The 22,040-nt window shown below is 70.4% G+C and carries 18 protein-coding genes and 3 pseudogenes; 7 read left to right on the forward strand and 14 right to left on the reverse strand.

The window, feature by feature from the left end; all coding sequences use genetic code 11:
• Positions 1-66: 66 nt before the first annotated feature.
• Both ABD347_RS07560 and ABD347_RS07565 read left to right on the forward strand, forming a co-directional pair.
• On the forward strand, positions 67-1,179 hold the full coding sequence (locus ABD347_RS07560; RefSeq protein WP_344358092.1) for a glycosyltransferase 87 family protein: 1,113 nt from the start codon (positions 67-69) through the stop codon (positions 1,177-1,179).
• Complete coding sequence (locus ABD347_RS07565) at positions 1,176-2,345, forward strand: glycosyltransferase family 4 protein (protein WP_344358094.1); 1,170 nt, start codon at positions 1,176-1,178, stop codon at positions 2,343-2,345. The genes ABD347_RS07560 and ABD347_RS07565 overlap by 4 nt, the downstream gene beginning before the upstream one ends.
• Before the next feature lie 337 nt (positions 2,346-2,682).
• Here ABD347_RS07565 and ABD347_RS07570 read toward each other — a convergent pair whose 3' ends face one another.
• The 7 genes and pseudogenes from ABD347_RS07570 to ABD347_RS30785 all read right to left on the reverse strand — a co-directional run bounded on the left by ABD347_RS07570 (position 2,683) and on the right by ABD347_RS30785 (position 10,169).
• Positions 2,683-4,155: an oxygenase MpaB family protein gene (locus ABD347_RS07570; protein ID WP_344358096.1), complete on the reverse strand. Its 1,473-nt coding sequence runs from the start codon at positions 4,153-4,155 to the stop codon at positions 2,683-2,685.
• Positions 4,152-4,994, reverse strand: a complete 843-nt coding sequence (gene uppS / locus ABD347_RS07575) for a polyprenyl diphosphate synthase (RefSeq protein WP_425575601.1) — start codon at positions 4,992-4,994, stop codon at positions 4,152-4,154. The genes ABD347_RS07570 and uppS overlap by 4 nt, the downstream gene beginning before the upstream one ends.
• A gap of 832 nt (positions 4,995-5,826) precedes the next feature.
• Positions 5,827-5,943 (reverse strand): annotated as a pseudogene (locus ABD347_RS07580) (sigma factor); the annotation flags it as partial.
• A 496-nt stretch (positions 5,944-6,439) separates the two neighbouring features.
• The gene (locus ABD347_RS07585; RefSeq protein ID WP_344358102.1) at positions 6,440-7,039 is read right to left on the reverse strand and encodes a GOLPH3/VPS74 family protein; all 600 of its coding nucleotides are present in this window, start codon (positions 7,037-7,039) and stop codon (positions 6,440-6,442) included.
• A gap of 99 nt (positions 7,040-7,138) precedes the next feature.
• Complete coding sequence (locus ABD347_RS30775; RefSeq protein ID WP_486388590.1) at positions 7,139-7,933, reverse strand: alpha-L-rhamnosidase C-terminal domain-containing protein; 795 nt, start codon at positions 7,931-7,933, stop codon at positions 7,139-7,141.
• Positions 7,846-9,570 (reverse strand): family 78 glycoside hydrolase catalytic domain, encoded by a 1,725-nt coding sequence (locus ABD347_RS30780; protein WP_486388591.1) that lies wholly within the window; start codon positions 9,568-9,570, stop codon positions 7,846-7,848. The genes ABD347_RS30775 and ABD347_RS30780 overlap by 88 nt, the downstream gene beginning before the upstream one ends.
• Positions 9,525-10,169, reverse strand: coding sequence for a glycoside hydrolase family 78 protein (locus tag ABD347_RS30785; RefSeq protein WP_486388592.1), 645 nt, complete (start codon positions 10,167-10,169; stop codon positions 9,525-9,527). Before ABD347_RS30785 ends, ABD347_RS30780 begins: the two co-directional genes overlap by 46 nt.
• A gap of 762 nt (positions 10,170-10,931) precedes the next feature.
• Here ABD347_RS30785 and ABD347_RS07595 point away from each other — a divergent pair.
• On the forward strand, positions 10,932-11,585 hold the full coding sequence (locus ABD347_RS07595; RefSeq protein WP_344358105.1) for a phytanoyl-CoA dioxygenase family protein: 654 nt from the start codon (positions 10,932-10,934) through the stop codon (positions 11,583-11,585).
• Between the two features lie 347 nt (positions 11,586-11,932).
• Here the strand turns inward: ABD347_RS07595 and ABD347_RS07600 are convergent, their stop codons facing one another.
• Together ABD347_RS07600 and ABD347_RS07615 are read right to left on the reverse strand one after the other, a co-directional pair.
• On the reverse strand, positions 11,933-12,334 hold the full coding sequence (locus tag ABD347_RS07600) for a hypothetical protein (protein ID WP_344358282.1): 402 nt from the start codon (positions 12,332-12,334) through the stop codon (positions 11,933-11,935).
• Positions 12,335-13,173: 839 nt separating this feature from the next.
• Positions 13,174-13,371: a hypothetical protein gene (locus tag ABD347_RS07615; RefSeq protein WP_344358107.1), complete on the reverse strand. Its 198-nt coding sequence runs from the start codon at positions 13,369-13,371 to the stop codon at positions 13,174-13,176.
• A gap of 438 nt (positions 13,372-13,809) precedes the next feature.
• Here ABD347_RS07615 and ABD347_RS07620 point away from each other — a divergent pair, with 438 nt between their 5' ends.
• The 3 genes from ABD347_RS07620 (at position 13,810) to ABD347_RS07630 (ending at position 17,188) form a co-directional block, all read left to right on the forward strand.
• Entirely contained in the window at positions 13,810-14,718 is a 909-nt protein-coding gene (locus ABD347_RS07620; protein WP_344358109.1) for a phytoene/squalene synthase family protein, read from the forward strand.
• Positions 14,719-14,873: 155 nt separating this feature from the next.
• Positions 14,874-15,830 carry a polyprenyl synthetase family protein gene (locus tag ABD347_RS07625; protein WP_344358111.1) on the forward strand — a complete coding sequence of 319 codons (957 nt, stop codon included), beginning with the start codon at positions 14,874-14,876 and terminating at the stop codon, positions 15,828-15,830.
• 83 nt (positions 15,831-15,913) lie between these two features.
• Entirely contained in the window at positions 15,914-17,188 is a 1,275-nt protein-coding gene (locus ABD347_RS07630; protein ID WP_344358114.1) for a geranylgeranyl reductase family protein, read from the forward strand.
• 73 nt (positions 17,189-17,261) lie between these two features.
• Here ABD347_RS07630 and ABD347_RS07635 read toward each other — a convergent pair whose 3' ends face one another.
• The 4 genes and pseudogenes from ABD347_RS07635 to ABD347_RS07650 form a co-directional block, all read right to left on the reverse strand.
• Positions 17,262-17,969, reverse strand: coding sequence for a hypothetical protein (locus ABD347_RS07635; protein ID WP_344358116.1), 708 nt, complete (start codon positions 17,967-17,969; stop codon positions 17,262-17,264).
• Positions 17,966-18,337: a DUF6114 domain-containing protein gene (locus ABD347_RS07640; protein WP_344358118.1), complete on the reverse strand. Its 372-nt coding sequence runs from the start codon at positions 18,335-18,337 to the stop codon at positions 17,966-17,968. Before ABD347_RS07640 ends, ABD347_RS07635 begins: the two co-directional genes overlap by 4 nt.
• A complete protein-coding gene (locus ABD347_RS07645; protein ID WP_344358120.1) occupies positions 18,328-18,813 on the reverse strand; it encodes a DUF6230 family protein in 486 nt (161 codons plus the stop codon). Before ABD347_RS07645 ends, ABD347_RS07640 begins: the two co-directional genes overlap by 10 nt.
• Before the next feature lie 492 nt (positions 18,814-19,305).
• Positions 19,306-19,779: pseudogene (locus ABD347_RS07650) on the reverse strand (transposase); the annotation flags it as partial.
• 1,154 nt (positions 19,780-20,933) lie between these two features.
• Here ABD347_RS07650 and ABD347_RS07655 point away from each other — a divergent pair.
• Entirely contained in the window at positions 20,934-21,599 is a 666-nt protein-coding gene (locus ABD347_RS07655) for a hypothetical protein (protein WP_344358285.1), read from the forward strand.
• 249 nt (positions 21,600-21,848) lie between these two features.
• On the opposite strand, the pseudogene ABD347_RS07660 reads toward ABD347_RS07655, so the two are convergent.
• Positions 21,849-22,016: pseudogene (locus ABD347_RS07660) on the reverse strand (helicase associated domain-containing protein); the annotation flags it as partial.
• Between the last annotated feature and the right edge of the window lie 24 nt (positions 22,017-22,040).

Genomic DNA, 22,040 nt, shown 5'->3' on the forward strand with positions numbered 1-22,040 from the left:
TGCGGATTCCTACCGTCGATGGACATGAGGAAGCGTCTTGGGAGATACGTGTGTCACACCCGGTATGTGCGTCACGAGCGGTACGCGTGGGCCGGCTGCGCGGTCGTCGCGCTGGCGCTCGCCGTGGTCTCGGATCTGGGACCGCATCGGGTGTGGGGGGTGGTGGCGGGGGCGGCCTACGCGGCCGCGGCGGTCCTGGCAAGCGGTGCGCGCTCCCGCCCCGCCGCCCGGGTGGTCGCGGTGGCCGGGGCCGTCGTGGTGCCGCTCGTCTCGTTGGTGACGGCCGGGCTCGGGCAGCTGGAGGTCGCGGTCGTCGAGCGGTCGGGGCAGCTGCTGCTCACGACCGGCAGCCCGTACGTCACCGGCGCCACGGCCGTCGCCGACTTCAACCCCTACCTGCCCGGGATGGCGCTCTTCGGTGTGTTGCCCGGGGATGCGCGCTGGTGGCTGGGCGGCGCATTCGTGGCGGCCCTCGCCGCGGCCGGCCTGCACCGGGCCCGGCTCCTCGCCTGTCCGCTGGTCGCGTTGCCCCTCGCGGTGGGCGGGAACGACCTTCCGGTCGTCGGCCTGATGTGCCTCGGCCTCGTACTCGCCGGGCGGGGGCGGCCGGGCCGGGCGGGGCTGGTGCTCGGCGCCGCCGCCGCGCTCAAGTGGACGGCGTGGCCCGCGCTGCCCGTGGCGCTGGCGCTGATCGCGGTACGCCGGGGCGGCCGACCCGCGCTGCGGTACGCGACCGTGGCCCTGTCCACCGCCATGGCGGCGGTGCTGCCCTCCGTCCTCACCAGCCCCTCTGGCTTCTACCGGAGCGTCATCGCCTTCCCGCTGGGCCTCACCGACACCACCTCGCCGGCCGCGAGCCCACTGCCCGGCCATCTGCTCGCGGCGTACGTCCCTGAGGGCAGGGTGATCGCGCTCGCGCTCCTCGCGGTGAGCGCGTTGCTGATCGCGGTGTCGCTGGTGGTTCGACCGCCGAGGACGGTACGGGTGGCGGCCGCCCGGCTCGCCCTCGGTCTGAGCCTGGCGATGGCACTGATGCCCGCGACCCGCTTCGGCTATCTCGTCTATCCACTGGTGCTCGGGACGCTGGCGTACCGGACGCAGCAGCGCGGCAGCACCACCGCGACCCCCGCCGCCCCCGTCACCCCCATCGCCCCTTCCAAGAAGGAGGCCGCCGTATGACGCACGGCACCAGCCCCCGCACACTGATCGTCACCAACGACTTCCCGCCCAGGCAGGGCGGCATCGAGACGTTCGTCCGTGAACTGGCCGACCGGTTCCCACCCGACGAGGTGGTCGTCTTCACCTCGTCGCCGGACCCGGCCACGGCGGAGCCGGCACCCGACGAGTCCTTTCCGTACCCGGTGATCCGTCACCGGGCACGCACCCTCCTGCCCACGCCCCGGACCACCGCGCACGCCGCATCCGTGGCCCGCCGGTACGGCTGCGACCGGTTGTGGTTCGGCGCGGCAGCACCGCTCGGCCTGATGGCGGGCCGGCTGCGGCGGACGACGGACATCCGCACCGTCGTCGCCACCACGCACGGCCACGAGGTGTGGTGGGCCCGCACCCCCGGGGCCAGGGCCCTGCTGCGCCGCATCGGAACGGAGGTCGACACCCTCACCTGGCTGGGCGCGAGCACCCGCCGACCGATCGAGGCGGCCCTCGTCCCCGGGGCCCGCACCGCGCGCCTGGTCCCCGGCGTGGACACCACGGCCTTCCACCCCTTCCTGGACGGCGGCCCGATGCGGGCCCGCTACGGTCTGCACCGCCGCCCGGTAGTCCTGTGCGCGGCCCGGCTGGTCCCGCGCAAGGGCCAGGACACCCTGATCAGGGCACTGCCCTGGATCCGCAGGGTGCTCCCGGACGCCATGCTCCTGCTGGTCGGCGACGGACCTTACGCCGCCGAACTACGCCGACTCGCCCAGGCCGAAGGAGTCGTGGATGCGGTCGTCTTCGCAGGCGGCCACCCCCATCACGCCCTCCCCTCCTTCTACGCCGCCGCCGACGCCTTCGCCATGCCCTGCCGCACCCGCAGACGCGGCCTGGAGGTAGAAGGCCTGGGAATCGTCTACCTGGAGGCCGCCGCGTCCGGGCTGCCCGTCGTGGCAGGTGACTCGGGCGGCGCCCCCGACGCGGTACGCGAGGGAGAGACCGGCTACGTCGTCGACGGTCGCTCGGTGGCGGCGACGGCGGACCGCCTGTCCAGACTCCTCCTCAACCCCGAACTCGCCCGAGAGATGGGAGAGAAGGGCCGTCACTGGGTCCAGAAGGAATGGACCTGGGACCGCTCCTACGCGACTCTGGCGGGGCTGCTCCAACAACCAGTGGGGCAGCGGAGTGAGTGAGCGCGAACCGTACCCGAGCGACTTGTCAGAGGAACGGTGGCGCTGCTCGCGTGCCGCGGTATGGAACGCACGACGCGCGGCCGGCCCGGAAATGCTGACCGCGCGGGTGAGGCCGTCGTGGAGGGCGGTGAGGGTGTCGGCGGCCGAGGCGCCTGGCCCTGAGTACCCCCGATGCCGCGCACCCGATGCCGCGGTGGCGTACCGACGATGCACTCGCGCGGGAAGCCACTCCAGTGATCAACGCGTCGAGGGCGACCGGAAAACCTGACGAGACGCAGCCGACAGCGGCCCCGGTCATGCCGCGACATCAGCGCCGGATCGGTTCTGGTTCACGCCCCTAGGCGTCGGCGAGGAGAGGGTCGTACGGGGTGCTCGTACGGCGGCCCGACATGAAGGAGAGGAAGTCGCCCACGAAGGAGCTTTGACCGCAGACGCCGTCGGTGGTGGTGGTGAGGTCGCGGTGGAAGGCGGTGCGGAAGAGGGCCCGGTACTCGTCCGCGTCGATGGCCCCGTTGCCGTCCTTGTCGGTGGCGTCGAAGAGCACCTCGGCGAGGCGGATAAGCGCGGGTCCGGCGAGGGAGGGGACCGCGGCGGCGTACTCGTCGGCGCTTACGCGGCCGTCGCCGTCGGTGTCGAGCGCGGCCTGGAGCTCGCGCCACCAGGCGGCGAAGGCGTCGTAGAGCCGGGTCTCCTCGGGCTCGTCCAGGTCGAGACGGGTGGAGAGTTCGCGGGCCATGGCGGCGAGGTCGGGCCAGTCGAGGTGGCCGTCGCCGGTCTGGTCCAGCACCTGACGGAAGAACTCCTCCGCCGAACGTCGGCCCTCCCCCGTGCCTGCCGCAGGTGCCGGTCCGGGGCCGGGGTCGGGGTCGCCGCCCAGCGGTGTGAGGAGGCGGAGCAGGGCCGACGCCCGCTTCATGCGGGCGCGCAGGGCGGCTACGGTCCGGGCGCGGGGGTCATCACTGCCGGGTGGGAGCGAGAGAACTTCGATGATGCTCTCGGCGTTGATCCAGCCCTTGGGCAGGAAGCGGGCGAGCCCGGCGGTGAGGTAGGCGCCCTGCATGAGGGTGTTGGCGCCGGGCATCTCCGGCAGGCCGGCCCGGCGCCGGTACGGCTCTGGGAGCGAGGCGACGGTGATCGCGCCGAGCAGCGGGCCGGCGACGGCCCGGCCGGCCGCCCACAGCGTCGGCGCGCCGTCGAGCAGCGCCGGGGCGGGCAGGTGGTCGAAGAGCCGGTAGAGGATGACGCGGGCCGCCTCGGTGTTCTCCAGCTCGTCCTCGACGACCCGGTCGAAGTACCGCCAGAAGTCGTGGAGCTCCTCCGGGAGCTCCGCGGCGTCGCCGTCGAGGGCGGCGAGGAACGCGCGGTACTCCGCGTACATCCGCTCCATCGTGTCCTGGTCGAGCGGCTGGCCGCTCAGCCGGAGCATGGTGACGGCGCTCTCGAAGAGGGTGGCGACCACCCAGGCGCGGGTCGCGCGGTCCATCGCGTCGTAGGCCCGGCCGCGGGAGTCGGAGCCGCTCATGCGGGCGTGCAACCGGTTGAGCCGGGCGGCCTCCCGTTCGCGAACCGCCGGGTCGGTGCCGAACATGCGCCGCATGCTGAGGAAGGTGTTGCGCAGCCGGCGCCATGGGTGGGTGACGAATGTGGAGTTGTCGACGAGGGCGGCGCCGATCTGCGGGTGCGCGGCCTCCAGCACCGTTGCGCGGATGATGGCCAGCGCCCAGCGCGGGTCGTCGAAGAAGGCGTGGAACTGCGATTCCTGGCCGAACAGGGGCGCCTCGTCGGCCGTGCCCGTGGTTCCGGTCGTCATAATGGGTCTCCGTTCGTCCGGGGCGGCACGCCGCCGAAGCGGCGGTCTCGGCACCGGTAGGTGTGCAGGCAGGCGAGGAAGTCGGGGGCCCGGAAGTCCGGCCAGAGCACCTCGGGGAAGACCCACTCGGCGTAGGCGACCTGCCAGAGCATGAAGTTGGAGATGCGCTGCTCGCCGGAGGTGCGGATGACCAGGTCCACGTCGGGGGTGTCGGGGAACGGCAAGTGGTCCGCGAAGAGCCGCTCGGTCACGTCGTCGGCGGGAGTGCCGCTGCGGATCAGCGACCTCGCCGCTTCGACGATGTCCCGGCGCCCGCCGTGGTCGAAGGCGACGGTCAGCGTCATCCCCCGGTTGTCGGCGGTCAGCGTCGTCAGGTCGTCGAAGTCCTGAGCCAGCTCACCGGGGATGCGCGGGTCGGCGACCCCGAGGAAGCGACAGCGGATGCCGCGGGCCAGCAGCAGCGGCGCGTGCTTGCGTACGACCCGGCGGACCAGGCGCATCAGGTAGTCGACCTCAGCGCCGGGGCGGTTCCAGTTCTCGGTGGAGAACGCGTACAGGCTGAGCCACTCGACACCGGCGGCCCGAGCCGCCTCGATGATGTCGATCACGGTGGTCTCGGCGGCCCGGTGGCCCGCCGTGCGCGGAAGTGAACGTCGCTGCGCCCAGCGGCCGTTGCCGTCCATCACGCAGGCCACGTGCCGCGGCACCGCACGCGCCGGTTCGTCGTCCGGCCGCTGCTCGCCGAGCCCTGCGCCCCGCCGTTCCCGGCCCGGCCCGCCACCCGGTCGCTGCCCGTCGGGCGCATCGCCGCGCCGTTGCTCGCTCGGCCGGTCCTCCATCGCCGCTCGTGCGAGCGGGACGCCGTGGTCCCTCATGCCCGGACCCGTCCCGTCCGGAGCGGCACGATCAGCCGTACCGTCCTCGGCCACGCCCAACCCGTCTCACCGCCCCCGCCTCGCCCACGCCCCACCGGCGCGTTGCCTTTCAGGAGTTTGACAGCGCGAAAGGGCCCTGACCGGCCAAACGGGTGGCCGTCACCCTTGGGACATACGTCCAATGCCTTCGCTCCCGCACGGGGCGGGAGGGCTCTTCATCGTGCGGGAATGCGCGGCATCGCGGGTGACGATGCCGCGCCGCATCCACTCCGTACGCATCCGGGACGTTTTCCGTCGTCAGTCTCCGTTCGAGCCGTCGACAAGGTTGCGGTCTGCGGCCAAGGGAGTATGTGAAGTGGGCCCGCCACCTCGTGACGCAGACCTGCCCGCCGGGGCGGTGACGGGCACCACGATGCGGGGTGCGGGGCGGCGGTGGGCACAGTGCGGCGCACCGCCCGGCGATGGTGCACCCGACGCGCGCGGTGCGCACCACACGGCCGGGTACACGCCGGCCGGCGCGGGATGCGCGTCGAGGGCCGGCCCACGCCGATGGCCTCCGGCTGGCGCAGGACATCGACGACGTTCCCGTCGTCCTGGGTGAGGGACTGATCGCGAAGCCGATGACCGCGTGGGCGATGCGGTGTCGGCGTCCTGCGTCTCCACGGCGGATGCTTCGGCCTCAGTGTCGCTGTGCAGCGGGGGTGGAGGGATGACGTCCTCGCTCCGGTTCTGGTCGCTGGGTTCCGGCGGCTCTGGTCACCATGCCTTGATGACCGGCGCGTCGGGGGCGTGCTGGGATGCGGTCGCGGTCTGCGGCCTGCCAGCGCGGGAACGTGTCCTGCACGGCGTCCTCGGCGTCGGCGGCCGAGCCGAGCAGACGGTACGCGCGTGCGAGGCCAGCCGGCCCCGGCAGGGTGGTGCAGGACGCCCCGGACGGCGTGACCCGCCCGGAGCTGCGCCGCCAGCGTCCTGGCTCGCGTGGGTGTGGAGGCGGCACGAGACTGCACCGCCCGATGTCCAGCCGTTCCTTCCGGCCAGATCACGGCCTCGCCGTCCAGGACCGTTCCCGATCCAGGCCACGTCGTCCGCCAGCCACGGCAAGCGCTGTGGGGCAGCAGCCGCATGCCAGCTGCGATCAGGTCGATCCACACGGCGGTGACGCCCTGGCCCGACCGCGCTCCGCAGGGGGACGGTGGCCGCGTTGCGGAACATCACCATCCGGTGGCCGCCGTTCTCCAGGCCGGCAGTCGAGACACCCTGATCAGGCTGTGGGCCGGACGCACACGGGTGTCCAGGTGGAGGCCGCGCGACACTGATCGGATCTGGTCGACGAACATGCCGTAGCGCTGCCCGGCGGCCGTGTCGCCCTCGCCGTCGGGCTTGACCGCGCCCCCGAAGACGGGCTCGGCCTACGGCCCGCGCCAGAGGTTGGCGAAGGCCGTGTTCTCAATGGTCCGCCTCTGGCGTACGGCCTCCAGCTCCATCACCGCGTCATGGACGGCGGCCACCACGGTCGTCACCGCCTCGTCATCGAGGCCTGTCTCTTCCTCGGAGTGTGCGCCGTCGATGCCCACGACCGAGGCGAGGGCAGCCAGGACGGGTTCCTTCTCCTTCCAGCGGGCGGCTGCACGGCGGCGCGCGGGCGTATCGGCCGGTTCCACGCGTTCCGTGCCGAAGGACCACCGGCCGCTTCGCTGCGGCTTCAGCTCACCGTCCTTCTCCAGCGCGGCCTGGTACGCGGCCGAAAGGTCTCGTCCCCGGCGCCACAACCAGTCCTCGATCCGTTCGTAGGGCGCCTGCCGAGTGAGCCCTGCCGCAGCCTCGCCCATGAACTGATCGTCCAGCGTCGGCGGTCCACCCGGCACGATTCGGTCGCCGTCCACGGCGACCGCCCCCGCACGGATGAGATCGATCAGCTCTGCTCCAGCGAGTGCGAGGGACAGGTCTCCCTGCCCCACGGAACGCTTCAGGTCCATGGCGATGATGAACAGGTCTTTCGCCGTGGTCATCAACGGCTCCCCTCGGAGGCATCGGCAAAGGTGCGACCCCACCGGCCGGGCCACGCGTGCGAGGCCGGCCCGGCGGCGGGACGACTGTCACGACCAGTATCACCCCGCCCGCGCGGACGAAGCCCTTCGCAAGACGGCGAGTGTCTCCGCCGACGACGTCAGCCCCCGAGGCTCGCGGACATCGAGAAGGACTCGATCCTTCGCCGCACGCGAGCCGAGGAGGAGCAGTCGCTCGGTGAGATCGAAGGCATCGACATGACCTTGACCTTTGTCCCGAGCCAAGCAAGCCGACGCCGTTCGACCAGCACAACGTCCACCCGTAGCGCTCGGCACCCGGCCACCCATTCCCAGTCCGAGTAGGACCTGTCTGATGCTCATGAAACCCGTCGAGAACGGACACGGGACCCCGGAGACTCGGTCAGTACGCAGGCTCCTGACCCCGGCCCTCGTCAACGAGGCCGCGAGGGCGCGAGGGCGCGAGGGCGCGGGGAGACGCGCGCGAAGCGGCCTGCCTGATCGCGTACGACTGGGAACGCAGCTCATCGCTGCGGCTGGACACTCCCTCTGCGTCCGAGTCCGTCGTCCGTCGCCGTCTGGTGGATGGGTCGAACTGCCCGTGGGCGATGGAGCAGACCGTCCAGGCTCCGTGTCACCGGCACTGACGTCCGCCGCGGCACGGGCGGGGACCCACACCTCGGCGGCGGTGCCCACCGGCAGGCCGAGACGGAGAGTGAAGCCGCCGCCGCCCGCCTCCCAGCGGGTGGTGACCGGGCCGTGGAGCGAGTCGAAGCGGGCGCGCGCCGCCGTCACCGCACCGCCGGGGCGGGGGCGGACGACCAGGCGCCGGAAGCCGGCGCGGCGGGCGCGATGCCGGCGATGGTGGCGTACATCCACGTGCCGACCGCGCCGTAAGCGTAGTGGTTGAAGGAGTTCATGCCCGCGTCCTGGAAGCCGCCGTCCTCCCTTACGGAGTCCCAGTGCTCCCATGCCTCCTCGAGGACCCGGATGTCCCCGTAAGCCTCGTACAGCGCCCACGGCACCGAGACGCCGGCATCACCCCAGCCCGCCGTGCCCGCGCCCAGCATGCCGATCTGCGGCGCCACATCGGGGAACGCGCCGTCCGCCCGCTGGGCGTCGTACAGGTCCCGCAGCCACTTGGTGAGGAAGCGCGCCGACCCCATGACGTAGGCCGCGGTGGGGGCGAAGACGCCGATGTCCCCGGACCAGCCGAGCCGCTCGTCGCGGGCCGGGGTGTCGGTGGGGACGGACAGGAAGTTCCCGCGCTGGCCCCAGGTGATGTTGGAGTGCAGCCGGTTGAGCATCGGTACGTCGGTCTCGAACTCCATGGTGAACGGGGCCGAGGTGTGCATGACCCGGCCGGTCACCGCGTCCAGGGGCGGCACCCCGGGGTAGCCGGTCACCTCCACGTAGCGGAAGCCGTGGAACGTGAAGCGCGGCTCGTGGACCTCCACCGAACCGCCTCTGAGGGTGTAGGTGTCGGTGGCCCGGGCCGACCGCAGGCTGGCGGTGTGGAGCGTGCCGTCCGGGTTGAGTGCCTCCGCGTGGCGCAGCCGCACCACCGTGCCCGCCGGGCCGCAGACCTTCAACCGCACCGAGCCGACCATGTTCTGGCCCAGATCGAAGACGAAGACCCCTGGGGCGACTTCGGTGACCTGCCGGGCGGGGAGCTCACCCGCCACCCGGACCGGGGCATCGGCCTGGGCCACGATCGCGGGTGGTGTGGTGACCGCCGCGGGTTCCGCCGGCTGCCATCCGGAGTCGTCGAAGCCGGGCTGTGTCCAGCCGTCCGTCTCCCGCCGGGCGTCGTAGTCCTCGCCCCCGATCAGGTCCGCGGAGACCAGCGGGCCCGCCGCCGCCCGCCACGCGTGGTCCGACACGATCCGCTCGGTCGATCCGTCGGTGTACGTCACCTCCAACTGCGCCAGCACCGAAGGGCGTTCACCGTAGTGGTGCCGGCCGAAGGAGGCGATGGCGCCCGCGTACCAGCCGTCCCCCAGGTGGAAGCCGAGCGTGTTGGCCGAGCCGCCGCGCAACAGGTCGGTGACGTCGTAGGTCTGGTACTGCACCCGCTTGCGGTAGTCGGTCCAGCCCGGGGCCAGCTCGTCGGCGCCGACGCGGCGGCCGTTGAGGTGCGCCTCGTACAGGCCGAGAGCGGTGGCGTACAGACGGGCGCGGACGATCCGTTTCGCGGGGAGGTGGAACTCGCGCCGCAGCTGGAAGGCGGGGGACGAGGCGGGGGCCACCGCCCCTCGCGGGGCCATACCCCAGGGAGCCCACTCGTCGGCGGCCGCCCAGGCGCTGTCGTCGAAGTCGGGGCCCGACCAGTCACCCGCGGGTTCGCTGCCGGTGGTCTTCCACGTACGGCATGTCCGCACGTGGCGTACCGCGTCGGCGGTGGCGAACTCCAGCACTCCGAGGAGACCGGTCTCCCCGGATCCGGTACTGCTCGTGTCGACGCGGACTGCTACGGCGGTGCGCCCCGGCCGCAGCTGGGCGGTGACCTCGGCCACGGCTGGACGGCGCCATTCTCCGCGGTGGGATCGGCGACCGTGTGCAGCACCTCGGTGCCGCCGACGTAGGCGGTCAGGCCGCCGTCGGCGGCTAGCACCAGACAGGCCCGGCGGACACCTGCCGGTACGTCGACGACGACGCGGAACCAGCGGATCACGGCCGAGGCTCCGGTCTCTTCCAGGCCCCGCGCGCTGCTGTCCGCCAGGCGTATCCACTGGCCCCCTTCCAGGGTCGGCACCCCTGGCAGCGGGGCCGCTGCTGCCGCGTCCACGAGGGCGGCCGGGGCGCCGATCCAGCGGCCGGTCCAGTCCGAGCCGTCCATGAGTCCGGTCTCCCACCAGGAGGGCTCGCTCCATTCGCTCGCCACACCGTCCGCGTCCCAGACCCGCACCGACCAGTGGAATCGGGTGCGGGGGGGGGTAAGCGCGGGGCCGGCGTAGGGAACCAGCACCGACTGGTCGGATGCCACTCGTGGACTGTCCCAGACATCGGGGTCGCTGATCCTGTCGGCGCTGGTCGCGACGTGTACCTGGTAGGCGCTCTGCGTCTGACCCGGTCGGTCGGAGAGCAGCTGCCAGCTCAGCCGCGGCCGGTCCAAATCGAGTCCCAGAGGGCACGTGGTGTACTCGACGGTGGGATGGACGACGTGCAGAACCCCACGGGAGTGCCCCTCTCGGACGACATCGCCGACAGCACGGTGGTGAATCGTTTCAGGAAACGCTAGGAGGGCGCGCTGCGACGCGTCAACCCCGGCGAGCCCCGAAGTCCTCGAGGCGGCCGCGCGTCCGGAACGCCGTCACAGGTAACGGAGTTGGCGCGGCCGGAGCCTTCTCGGCCGGAGCCGGCAGGTGTCGCGGCGAAGCGAGGCTGAGGACGCCTGCGGCCTCCGGAGCCGCGGCCCGCGGACCGGTGCGGCACGCTCGGGGCGGCCGGTGAGCTGTGGCGCGGCCCAGAGCCGAGAGCGCTGATCGGATCGTCCATGAACGGAGCGTTTTCCACATGGCGCGGCGCGGAGGCGAGTTCCTAGCCCGTGGGCCATGAGCGAAACCATGTCTTCGGTTCCGGTGAAGGTCCAAGCCGCTGATCTGACGCCGTTCGAGGAATCCACCGAACTCCTCGGCGTCCCCGACGAGTTGCGAGCCCGAGCCGAGCGCGACGGGTATCTGTTCTTCCGTGGACTGCTCGACCCGGAGCGGATTCTGCAGCTTCGCTCCAAAGTCCTCGACATACAGTCGGAGCATGGCCTACGGGCACCGGATGCCGACCCGCTCGACGGGAAACTGGACCTCGCCCGGCTCGACCAGCTGCCCGCCGACCGGATGCGGGCGATATCGGCGTCACCGCGGAACTCTATGCCGCCATGCAGAGCCTGCCCGAGCTGCATCGGCTGCCGCACCAGCCCGCGCTCCTGGACCTCTATCGCAAGCTCCTCGGCACCGACGACGTGTTCGTCCATCCGCGTCACATCATGCGCGCCATGACGGCGCACCCGTCGACGGGCGCGACGCATCAGGACTTCCCGCTCGTTCAGGGCAGTACCGAAACGTGGACCTGCTGGTTTCCCGTCGGGGACTGCGGTCTCGCGAGCGGTCCGCTCGTCATCCTGCGTGGTTCCCACCGGCAGGGCCGCCTGCCGGTGGGAACCGGGGACAGTGACTGCTACTGGACCAACTGGGGCGCGCAGCTGTGCGCGCATGAGACCGACTGGGTCGGCGGCGATTTCGCCGTGGGCGACGTGGTGACATTTCCCAGCCTCACGGTCCATCAGTCGTTGCCCGCAGTGGTCCGCGACGAGGTCCGCGTCTCCATGGACGTCCGCTACCAGCGCGGCGACGACGTGATCGAAGCCCGCTCACTGACGAACCATGCCGAGCGTCCCTGGGACGAGATCTACCGGGGATGGTCGAGCGAGAACGCGGACTTGATGCACTACTGGAATCCGGATCGGCTCTCGTGCATCCCGTGGGACGAATCGCTTCTCGAGCCGGGCACCCGCAGCGTGGTGCGGGGATGAAGTTCAGCCCTTGGGCCGGATCGGTGCATCCGGGATGACCTCGAAGACCATGGGCGTGGTGAAAGGCTTCGTCCTGCGTCGACTACCTGCAGTAAGACACCACAACTCGGCTCCCCACACCGGCGGGGCAGTCCGTATGGCGGGTACGCGTACACCTCGGACCCCGTCCCCACACCGGCAGGGCCGGCCCCGGACGCCGCTCCCAGCGCATGCGGGGATGGATTCGTGCGAGGGCGATGGCCGCGACGATGGCAGCCTCCTCCCCGCGCCCCTACCGGTCTGGCCGTGGAATAACCCCGCGCCCCTGTTCGTGGCTGCGCTCGGCGACGCCATCGATGATTGCCGAATCACTGGCGAGGAGTTTCGAAGACCTCGACTTCGTCACTGCACCACGTGCCAAGGTTATAGGACACACACAGTTGCACGACTGCGCTGAGTCCGTGGGTGGGGCTGAAGGAGTTGCTGCCTGCCACCCAGTCTTGCGCGGCACTTCCGTTCGAACAGGTCACCTCGTTCGTGTCGCGGGTCGCACTTCCTCCGCCGAAGTACTCCCTCGAACGATGCCTCAGGAAGGCGTAGTAGGTGCCTCCACTGCAGGAGAGGTAGATGCGCGCGCTCACCACGTACGAATCCGTCTTGAACCGGACTTCTCCGCTGTCCGACGTGGCGTTGTACCAGCCGAACCACGACTTGACCTGGAGGTCACGGAACTGCCGCACGACCTCAGCCTGGGCTGCTGTCGTGCTCATACACGTGAGCCAGACTGCCATGAGCAGGACGACTGCGCTGCGAACTGAGCGCTTTACCCTACGGTTCATGTGGACCCCTTCCAGCACTGCCCTGGGCGAATGTGTCTGGCAGGTTGGTCCCCCAGTAGGAGTTGGATACGCCCCCTTGGCATCCCTTCGCCAACGGCCATCGAAGTCCGACGCGGCCTCGGCCTCGGGGAACGGAGCGTCGACGGGTTCGTTCCGTCGCTCCCTGCGGGAGTTGCGAAGGTCGATGGCGAGTGGGTGTGCGAGCCGGAGCCGGGCATGGGCAGCGATGACGAGCCAGGTCCAGCGGTCGGCTGCATCCGAGTCGCGAAGCCTTTGTCGGATGCAGCCGAGGCTCTGCTTGAGTAGGCGGAAGGTGTGCTCACAATGGAAGCGATCGTGAACGCGGCTTGGTGGGGCTCCCGGGTTTTGCCATGCGAGTGGCCAGTCCGCACCACTGCTTGAGCCTGTTGAAGCAGCGCTCGACCACGTCGCGGCGGCGGTGGATCCGCGGGTCGAAGCCGGGCGGCCGGCCGCCTCGCGAGCCTCGGTGATCACGACCGCCACCGGCTCACCCGCGTGGGCTACGGCTTGCCGGCCCCGCTGCCGGACGTGGCTCCGCAGCTGGTCTGCGGAGTGCCGCTGTAGAGGTTGGCGTCGGCGACTCCGTTGGTGACGCTGCGCAGGTAGTAGCCGCAGGTGGGACGGTTCCTGAAGTCGAAGGTCCGGCCGGGAGTCAGGCGCCAGATCTTGAAGCCGGAGTAGCTCAGTGGCCGGCCTGCGACGGCGCGATCGGGCTGGTGGTCGCCGAGGACGACGTAGGTGTCCTTCCCCTACGCCGTTGCCGTACCGTTCTTGTCGAGGAAGAGCGAGCCTCCGCCTTCCTCGACGCCGACCCCCCAGGCCTTGCCGCCGCTGGTGAGGCCGTCCTTCAGCGCACGGGCCACGAATGCCATGGTGCGTCCCATGCGGTCCCGGGTCACGAAGTGCGAGTCGTTGACGACGCCGGCGTAGTTGGGCCATGTGAACATGCCGGTGGTGAAGCTGATGTACGGGTCGTAGGGGTCGGCGAGAGCCTCCGCGCTGGTGACGCTGCCGCCTCCCCGCGCTCCGCGAGCACCTGAGGGTCCCCGTCCCTGCCGACCGCGGCCTCGGCCGCGTCTGGACAGCGGGGCTCGGCGCTCACCGTCGTGCCCGCGCCCCGTACCAAGCGGCCGATCCGGATCGGGCAGGTGGACCGCGCGGCAGGAGCCGGCGAGCCAGCTCGAAGCCCGGCGCAGGCAAGCGCGTTCTGACCTTAAGGCCGAAATCGGTCATTTGTGCGGTGGGCGTCTTTCCTCACTCCTTCCGGTGATACGTCGGGAGTTTCTGTTCGTGGGGTGTTGCTGGGGCTCAGGATGCCGTGGGGGCTGTTGGCTTCCGTTAGGTGAACGCCGGCGGATCAAGACTGGGCGAGGGGTGGATGAAGAGTGCTGGGAGACCGGGCGGCTCTGGATCGGGCTGCGGTTGAGGACCCGGTGTTGCGAGAGGCTTATCGGTTGTGCGGTCGGCTGCTGGTGGCGTTCGAGGGACGAGATCACTGGGCGGGGTCGCTGCTGCTGCCTGCGGGTAAGCGCCCGCATTCCTGGGCGGTCTACGCGCTGTGTCGGTGGGCGGATCAGCTGATGGACAGCGGTGATCCGCAAGGACGTGCTGCCCGGTACGACCTGTGGTGCCGGCGGATGCTGGAGGATCTGCGCAGCGGGCGGTCGACGGACCCGCTCTGCCAGGCCGTCGCGCACACCGTCGCGACATGCGGGATCGACGTGGCGGACGTGGAGACGATGCTGGCGGGCTTCCGCGTGGATCTGACCGTGAGCGAGTACGCCACTTGGGAGGACCTTCGCCGCTACATCTACGCGATCGACGGCATGGCTGGCCGGATGTTCTTGAAGGTGCTGGAGCCGGTCGACCCGCGCGCGGAAGAGGTCATGACCGCGCTCGAGGAGGCGATGCAACTGACCAACATGTTGCGTGATGTCGTAGAGGACGTGCGGATGGACCGGGTGTACCTGCCGGCTGAGGACCTGAAACAGTTCGGCGTCACCAGGGACGATCTCCATGCCGCGAAGGCCACGCCGCAGCTGCGGCGTCTCATCGAGTTCGAGGCGCACCGGGCCCGTGGTCTGTTCGCGAGCGGAGTGGACGTGATCGGCATGATCAGCCCCGGAAGCAGGCCGTGTCTGTGGGCCATCACCGAGATCTACCGTACTTTGCTGGCGGAGATCGAGCGGCGTGACTATGACGTCTTCACCCGTCGGGTGTCCTTGTCCGTCCGGCAGAAATGCATGATCGCCTGCCGGGCAGCAGCCCGGGCACTCCCGCGGGCTGCGGCATGAGGAGCGACCTGCACGGCACCGCACCGCTGCATTCGCCCGCCTCTGCAGATCAGGCACGGGCGGTGCCGCACCAGGGCGCTCCCTCCGCACGGACGGCGGGTGATCCAAGCGGCAAGGACGTCTCGCTCGAAGAGGGGGGCCCTACTGCGTTGCGGTTGCTGCTGGTTGATGCGCTCTCGGACCGCTGGAGTTCGGAGGAGGGCCTGGTCGGCGACATCTGCCGTTACGCTCTGGCCTCCTCGGGGAAACTGCTGCGGCCGCTGTTGCTGCTCGAGGCGGCCCAGGCGGTAGGCGGCGATCCACGTAGCGTCCTGCCGGCTGCGGTAGGCACCGAGTGCGGACACCTGGCCAGTCTCATCCACGACGACATCATCGACGGCGACGATATGCGCCGCGGCCGCCCGTCAGTACCGCACAAGTTCGGCGTCAGCGAGGCTCTCCTCGCAGGCGACTGCCTGATCTTCGACGCGTTCGCGGCCCTGGCCGAATGCCGGCACCGTGGCGTGCCGAGCGAGCGCATTGTCCTGGCCTTGGAGATCGTGGCCGGGGCGGGCCTGGATCTGTGCCGCGGTCAGAGTCTGGAAGCCGAACTCACCGCCACCCGCCGTTTCGACGCTGCCGCCTACCGGGAAGTCGCCCGGCTGAAGACCGCCGCGTTCTTCCGTGGCGCCGGCGAGAGCGGCGCCGTCCTGGGGGGCGGCACCCCCGCCCAGGTGGAGGCCGTGCGCGACTTCGGCCAGCATATGGGCATCGCCTTCCAGATCTACGACGACCTGCTGCCGTACACCAGTTCCTCCGCCACCACCGGCAAACCGGACACCAGCGACGTCCGCAACCAGCGCCTGACCCTGCCGCTGCTACTCGCCCATGAACTGGGCACCGGGCCACAGCGCCGCACCCTGACCAGTGCCCTGGCCGATACCAGTGACCCGGAACGCGCCTTGCGCACCCTTTCCCAGCTCGCCGCCGACACCGGAGCCCTGACAGCCGCCGCATCGCAGGCCGCGAACCACCTGGAAACGGCGCTGCAGGCACTGGCGGCGCTACCACCCACCGCGAGCCGCAGCCGACTCCAACGCCTGGCCGAGGCACTCACCGACTCCCACTCCTGACTGCGGCCCGCAACCGAAGCGGTTGCCCTCGTACGCGCCACGGCGCACCAACACAGCGACACATCTCGCAAGAAGGGACGACTATGGCTGCCAGCCAGACCCAGGAGACCGCGGACGTGGTCGTGGTGGGGGCCGGACCGGCCGGCTCGGCCACGGCCTACCACCTCGCCCAGTCGGGACTGGACGTGCTGCTGCTGGAGAAGGCGACGTTCCCCCGTGACAAGATCTGCGGCGACGGCCTGACCCCGCGCGCCGTGAAGGAACTGCTCGCCATGGGCATCGACCTGCACAGCCCGGGTTGGGTACGCACCCGGGGCCTGCGTGCCTACAGCAGCGGCATGCGGGTGGAACTCGACTGGCCCGACACGGCAGGCTTCCCCGACTACGGCCTGGTGCGCACCCGCCAGGACTTCGACCACCTGCTCGCCCAACGGGCCCAGAAGGCCGGCGCCCGCCTGCTGGAAGCTACCAAGGTCACCGACGTCGTCCTGGATGAGCGCACCAGCCGTGTCCGCGGCGTCACCGCCCGGTGCGACGGCGTACAGCACACCTACACAGCGCCCCTGGTGGTGGCCGCCGACGGTGCCTCCAGCCGGATGGCGGTCGCCATGGGCCTGCAGCAGCGAAAGGACCGGCCCCTGGGTGTCGGGGTGCGTCGCTACTACACCACCGACCGCACGGACGACGACTACCTCGAGGCCTGGCTGGACCTGTGGGACCCGACCGCGCCCGCCCGCCGCGCGATGCTGCCCGGTTACGGATGGATCTTCCCGGTCGGCAACGGCGTGTGGAACGTCGGCCTCGGCACCGTGACCGTCGACCGCCGCATCGACGTCGACCACCGTGCACTGCTGGAGGACTGGACACGGCGACTGCCCAAGGAGTGGCAGATCGACGAGGACCACGCCACCACCCCGGTGAGGGGCCACGCGCTGCCCGGAGGCATGAACCGCCGCCCCCAGTACACGCGCGGCATGCTGCTGACCGGCGACGCCGCAGGAATGATCAACCCGCTCAGCGGTGAAGGCATCGACTACGCCCTGGAATCCGGCCGCCTGAGCGCCGAGATCATCACCCAGGCACTGGCACGGTCCACCGCAGGCCAACGCGAACGCGCCCTGCACGCCTACCCCCACCACCTCCAGGACGCCTTCGGCGGCTACTTCACCCTGGGACGGCTGGTCGTCCAGGCCGTCGGCAACCCCCACATCATGAAGTTCATCGCCACCCACAGCCTGCGCCACCGGCCGCTGCGCGCCCTGATGTTCAAACTCTGGGCCAACCTCACCGACCCGCACAGCAAGGACGCCGGCGACCGTGTCATCACCGCCTTGCTCAAAGCCGTTCCCGCCGCCTGACCCGGCCAGGGCGGCAGCAGCCGTAGCCCGGCTCCCGGCCAGGCCGGGAGCCGGACCGAGCGCAAAATCGTGCTCAGCGCTCCTTGCACGCAGCCCCGGCGGCGATCACCAGGTCCGGGGCATCCACCTGGTCCGCCTCAAGGACGACGTCCTCGCCCTGCACGTGAGTCAACTGCGCATACGGCACGACCACCGGCAGCGGGGTGCGTGTGGACATCGACACCGGCACCTGGCCGAACACCCGCCCACGCAGCACCCTCGCCCCCAGGCGCACCGATCCCCGCATCGTCACTTCTGGTGCGGTGATACACATGCGTGCTCCCTTGTCCTGATAGGTGAGCGAAACGTTCTCGGCGGTGACAGACGTCGCCCGGCACACTCCGGATCCAATCGCGGACAGCAGACAGTCCAGACCGTGCACCCGCAGCACGTCCGCCAACATCCGCAACCGCCGACCCGGCTCGGTCCCGGTGGCTGCCGGAGCGCCGCCCGCCTCAAGACAGGCCGCCACCGCCTGCGCCTTCCCGGCAGACGACGCGGCCACCGCCGGCAGACCATCGGCCGAGCAATGGCCGGCCGACGCCTCGCCAGTAGCTGCAGCTCTGTCCAGCGCGGTGGCCACCGGTGCGGGACGCCCGACCGGCACATCGGCCTGCGACGGCAGCACCGCCTGGCCTGCCTGTACCGGCGGCTGCGCCACCGATGATCCGGCCCACGGATACGCGCACGCCAGCACCATCAACACTGACGTGCCCTGCCGCACCGATCTCGTGCCGTTCACGCCCGCTCACCGGGCAGATGCCGCCAGGAAAGCGCCCAGGCGCCGCCCACCACCGCCAGCAGCATGCCGATCCCGAAGCCTCCCATGTTGGCCATGGGCCAAGACAGCAAACCCAGTCCGACCGCGGCAGCGCCGCATCGTTTCGCCCGCTGCGGTCGCCGCACCAGCATCACGCCGATTCCCACCAGCGCCGCCGCAATCAGCAAGGACGACGTCGCCCCCACGCCCTGCAGCGCCAGCAGCTCAGGACGCTGCAACGGCAGGTACGCAATCTGCACTCCCGCCAGCGCCATACACGTCCCCGCACTCCAGGGCCGGCCGCGCCACCACCCCGCCACATATGCGGCACGCACTCCGCTCATCCGCATGGCGACTCCTCCAGAGAAATCGCCAACGTGGCCTGCTTGAGCTTCAGCACCCCGGCCGTCAGCGACCAGGCACGCAACCGCATGTCCTTCACCACCAGCCGTCCCACCCGCTGCCCGAACACCCCCTGCAGCCCCTGCGCCCCGGCCTGTCCGTCCAACGTGGACGCGTCCTGCCCCATCCGAGCCTGTTCAAAGCGCATGTCCCCGGTGATGCGGTCCAGGTCAATCACCAGATCTTCAGCCTGCACCGGCTCTGCGCCGCCCCCGCGCACAACCAGGGCAACCGGCCCCACAGGAGTACGGGTGACGGCGAACTGGCACATGTTTTTCAGCCGGGCCCGGCTGATGGCGGCTACCGCAACCGGATGCCGTGTCCCGTCAAGCTCCACGTCGGTAGAGATGTACTGCACCGCGTTATGTCCGTCGAGGTGATCAGCGGTGACCGTAAAGGAACTGCCCGATACGGCGAACGCCACCGGCACTGCCCCGCTAGCAGTCGTCGCCCACGCCACCCCACCTGACAGAAGCACGCTCAACGGCCCAAGGAGCGCAAACAGCCGCCAGTCCGTCCCCGCCCGCCCGCACACTTCCCCGCCCTTCGTCATACTTCGCCTCTCGCATCGCGGCCACACCGAACGCAGCCGACTGCCCAGCCATACGCTGCAAGATCAACGAAGGAAACGCCCGATAGGCACGCTCCACCGACGCCGCCCAAGACAAAGGGGTCCCCGTGCCGGGGATGGAATCGCCCCGGAGAGTCAGGGGCTTTCGATCTTGCTACCGGTGACAGAAAGGCTGCCGAATGAGCGTTTGCAACAAGCCGGGTGCCTCACTGGTGACAACCAGACTGCTTCGACCGGTCTCGTTCACCAGCTCAACCAGTTCTGCCGGTGACAACCACTGAGCTTCGGCTCAACCGACGCGGTCCGGGCTCCCTCGCGTATCCGCGGGGGCCCCTATGGGTTTGGTCAAGCTGATGGGGCGGTTTGGGGTTCGTAGAAGGTGCCGTCGCGGAGCATCGCGAAGAGGACGTCGGCTCGTCGTCTGGCGAGGCAGAGGAGGGCTTGGGTGTGGTGCTTGCCCTGGCTGATCTTCTTGTCGTAGTAGGTGCGGGATGCCGGGTCGGCCAGGGCAGCGAACGCGGACAGGAAGAAGGCCCGTTTGAGCTGCTTGTTTCCTCTCCGGGACGGTTGCTCGCCACGGATCGACGAACCCGAGCTGCGGGTTGCCGGGGCGAGGCCGGCATAGGCGGCGAGGTGGGAGGCGGAGGGGAACGAACTGCCATCGCCCACGTCGATCAAGATCCTGGCTCCGGTCCTGACCTCGATGCCCGGCATCGAGGTCAGGACCTTGGAAAGAGGGTGGGCCTCCAGCAGTTCCTCGATCCGTCCGGCCAGCAGTTTCCGCTGGTCGAGGACAGCGGTCAGCGAGCTGGCCAGGCTCCGCAGCGGTGGCCGTCAAAGCAGTGGTGCTGAAGCCGCCCGCGGAACCGATGCTCGCCCAAGCCAACGTGGAACGGTACCGGGCAGCCTGGCGCTCGAGGCTAAGTTCGGCGGCTACCGGGCGATCGTCTTCTCCCTGCGGCAGATGTCCGCCCGCTGCTGGTGCAGTTCCGCCGTGGCGGCCTCCTGCATAGCCGTTTCGCGGAACTCGTGGACGAGGCCGCCCATCCGTCCGACGGCCTGGTCGGAGATGCTGAGCTGGTCGTGTGGGTGGAGGGCCGGATGTCGTTCGAGGCGTCCGGGGCATTGAGCACGTCGTCGGTCAGCCGGGCCGCCATATGCGGTGCCTTTGGGCCGGATCACCCCCACGAGTCTGCGGCGGCCGGCTTCCGGAGGCTTCCGTGGGGAGGAGCGTTTCGAGCGGAGGTCACCGCTGGATGGTCCAGGCGCTGGCCCGGACGCGTTCCAAACGGCAGGCCGTGTATCCGGTTGGAGGCGCGGGTGGCCCCGGCCGCAAAAGGCCTGGTTGGAGCCGGTCAGCACGGCCCGTGATCTCGTCGATCAGTTTCCAGCGAGAGCAGACGCATCACTGGCCACACATGGACGACATAGTCCGACATCCCTGGACATCTCCAAGAGGAAGACGTCGCCGAGAGGCACCGCAAGGGGAACGGTCCCTTCCTTCGGCCTCTTGTCAAAGGCCAGGTCATAGGCCTGTTAGGGAGGGAGAGGGACTGAAGGGACTCTGTTTGGGTGTTTTCGTCTGCGTGCGTGCGCGTATGGGTGCACGCACCAGAAGCTGGACGAAGTCTTTGATGCCCTAGGCATAACGCGGTCATAACTACGAATTTGGGTCCCTTCAGTCGCTCGACAGACAGTCTTGGCGCCTTGCGACCGGGCGTCGGCCACCCGTTGGTGGAGGCGGTTAGTCGGCCTGATTCGCTCGTGCAGGGCCAGGGAGTCGTCCAGGCGGGCGAGGTGTTCCTCCAGCCGGGCTTGCTGGGCGGCCCTTGGCGGGACTCCGAAGGGCCGGACTCTGGTCACCCACTGACGACCAACCGCTGCCACCAGCCCGCCCCCTCGCAGGGCGCTCTTTACGTGGCCGTGCCGTCGCGATTACCTGGGGCGCACGAGTACGAGCCACGGGGGGCGGCATGGCGGGCTGGCATGGGGGATGGGCACGCGGGCTCTGGCGGACCGCAGTGGCGCTGGCCGCGCCGCCGCTGTCCGCGGCCCTGGCGTTCGGGGTGGCCTGGAAGTCGGCGTACGGGTCGCTGGGCAATCGAGGGTTCTTCTTCGGCGGGCTGCTGCTCCCGCTGGTCCTGCTCGGCTGGCACGCCGCCGTCGCCGCCCGGCGCGGTGCCTCGCTCATCGCGCTGTCGGCCCTCCCTGCCGGTGTCGGCGCCATCCTGGCACTCGCGTCCGTGGGGCACAGCACGCTGGAGGACCGGGGCGTCGAGATCAGCTGCATCGTGCTGAAAGTCACCGAGCACACCGAGACGGAATCCTCCATGGACGCCGAGGGCCACTGGACCTTCACGACCCGGACCTCATACGACCACCGCCTGGACTGCCCAGCGGGCGGCCCACAGCACCTGGACACCCCTTCGCGGCTCGCGAAGGAGGGCGAGTCCCTCGCGGTGGTGCACGACCCGCAGGGCAAGGTCTCCCCGCGGGCTGCCGGGGACGTCCACGGCTGGGGCCTGCGCACCGGAGCCGAGGTGGCGGTCGGGGCGGCGGTGCTCCTGGGGCTGGCCGGCGGAATCTGGGAGGCGTACGAGAAGCGACGCCGAAGGTCGCGGCGGCCCACAGGACGGTGAAACGCCCCGTCCGAGGGCGGCACCCCTCCAGTCCTCCAAGGCCGTCAGGACGGCCTGCAAGAGCCGCTCCTGGTCATAGGGCGGATGCCCTCCGTCACCACCGAATGCGAGACAGAGCCGGGCGACGGGGCGGCCGCGGCCGCACCGTTCCTCCGACAGCGCCCCCGCCCACGACTCCACGGGCAGACCCTCGGCACGCCGCTGCTCGATCTCGTCGGCCCTGCGGGCGGCGGCCCCCTGGTTCTTCAGCCAGATGCCCACCCGGCAGCCGTGGTGGGTGGCGTCCAGCGGGGCCAGCAGGTGTCCGTTCTCCTTGGCCCGCCCCCGAGCGGCAGCCAGACCCTCCTCCCACGCGACGTCAGAGTGCGACCACACCATGCCCGGCTTCTCCAACTGCTCGATGCGCTCCTGGTCCATGGCCCCGCGGGCGTAGAAGCGGCG

Origin of the sequence: Streptomyces gobitricini (assembly GCF_039532985.1) — a bacterium.
Taxonomy (GTDB): domain Bacteria; phylum Actinomycetota; class Actinomycetes; order Streptomycetales; family Streptomycetaceae; genus Streptomyces; species Streptomyces gobitricini.

Excerpts from the sequence above, each read along its gene's own strand:
- ABD347_RS07565 (WP_344358094.1), top strand. The coding sequence starts at position 1,176 with ATGACGCACGGCACCAGCCCCCGCACACTGATCGTCACCAACGACTTC.
- ABD347_RS07570 (WP_344358096.1), bottom strand. The coding sequence starts at position 4,155 with ATGACGACCGGAACCACGGGCACGGCCGACGAGGCGCCCCTGTTCGGC.
- uppS (WP_425575601.1), bottom strand. The coding sequence starts at position 4,994 with ATGGAGGACCGGCCGAGCGAGCAACGGCGCGGCGATGCGCCCGACGGG.
- ABD347_RS07585 (WP_344358102.1), bottom strand. The coding sequence starts at position 7,039 with ATGACCACGGCGAAAGACCTGTTCATCATCGCCATGGACCTGAAGCGT.
- ABD347_RS07595 (WP_344358105.1), top strand. The coding sequence starts at position 10,932 with ATGCAGAGCCTGCCCGAGCTGCATCGGCTGCCGCACCAGCCCGCGCTC.
- ABD347_RS07600 (WP_344358282.1), bottom strand. The coding sequence starts at position 12,334 with ATGAGCACGACAGCAGCCCAGGCTGAGGTCGTGCGGCAGTTCCGTGAC.
- ABD347_RS07615 (WP_344358107.1), bottom strand. The coding sequence starts at position 13,371 with ATGTTCACATGGCCCAACTACGCCGGCGTCGTCAACGACTCGCACTTC.
- ABD347_RS07630 (WP_344358114.1), top strand. The coding sequence starts at position 15,914 with ATGGCTGCCAGCCAGACCCAGGAGACCGCGGACGTGGTCGTGGTGGGG.
- ABD347_RS07640 (WP_344358118.1), bottom strand. The coding sequence starts at position 18,337 with ATGCGGATGAGCGGAGTGCGTGCCGCATATGTGGCGGGGTGGTGGCGC.
- ABD347_RS07655 (WP_344358285.1), top strand. The coding sequence starts at position 20,934 with ATGGCGGGCTGGCATGGGGGATGGGCACGCGGGCTCTGGCGGACCGCA.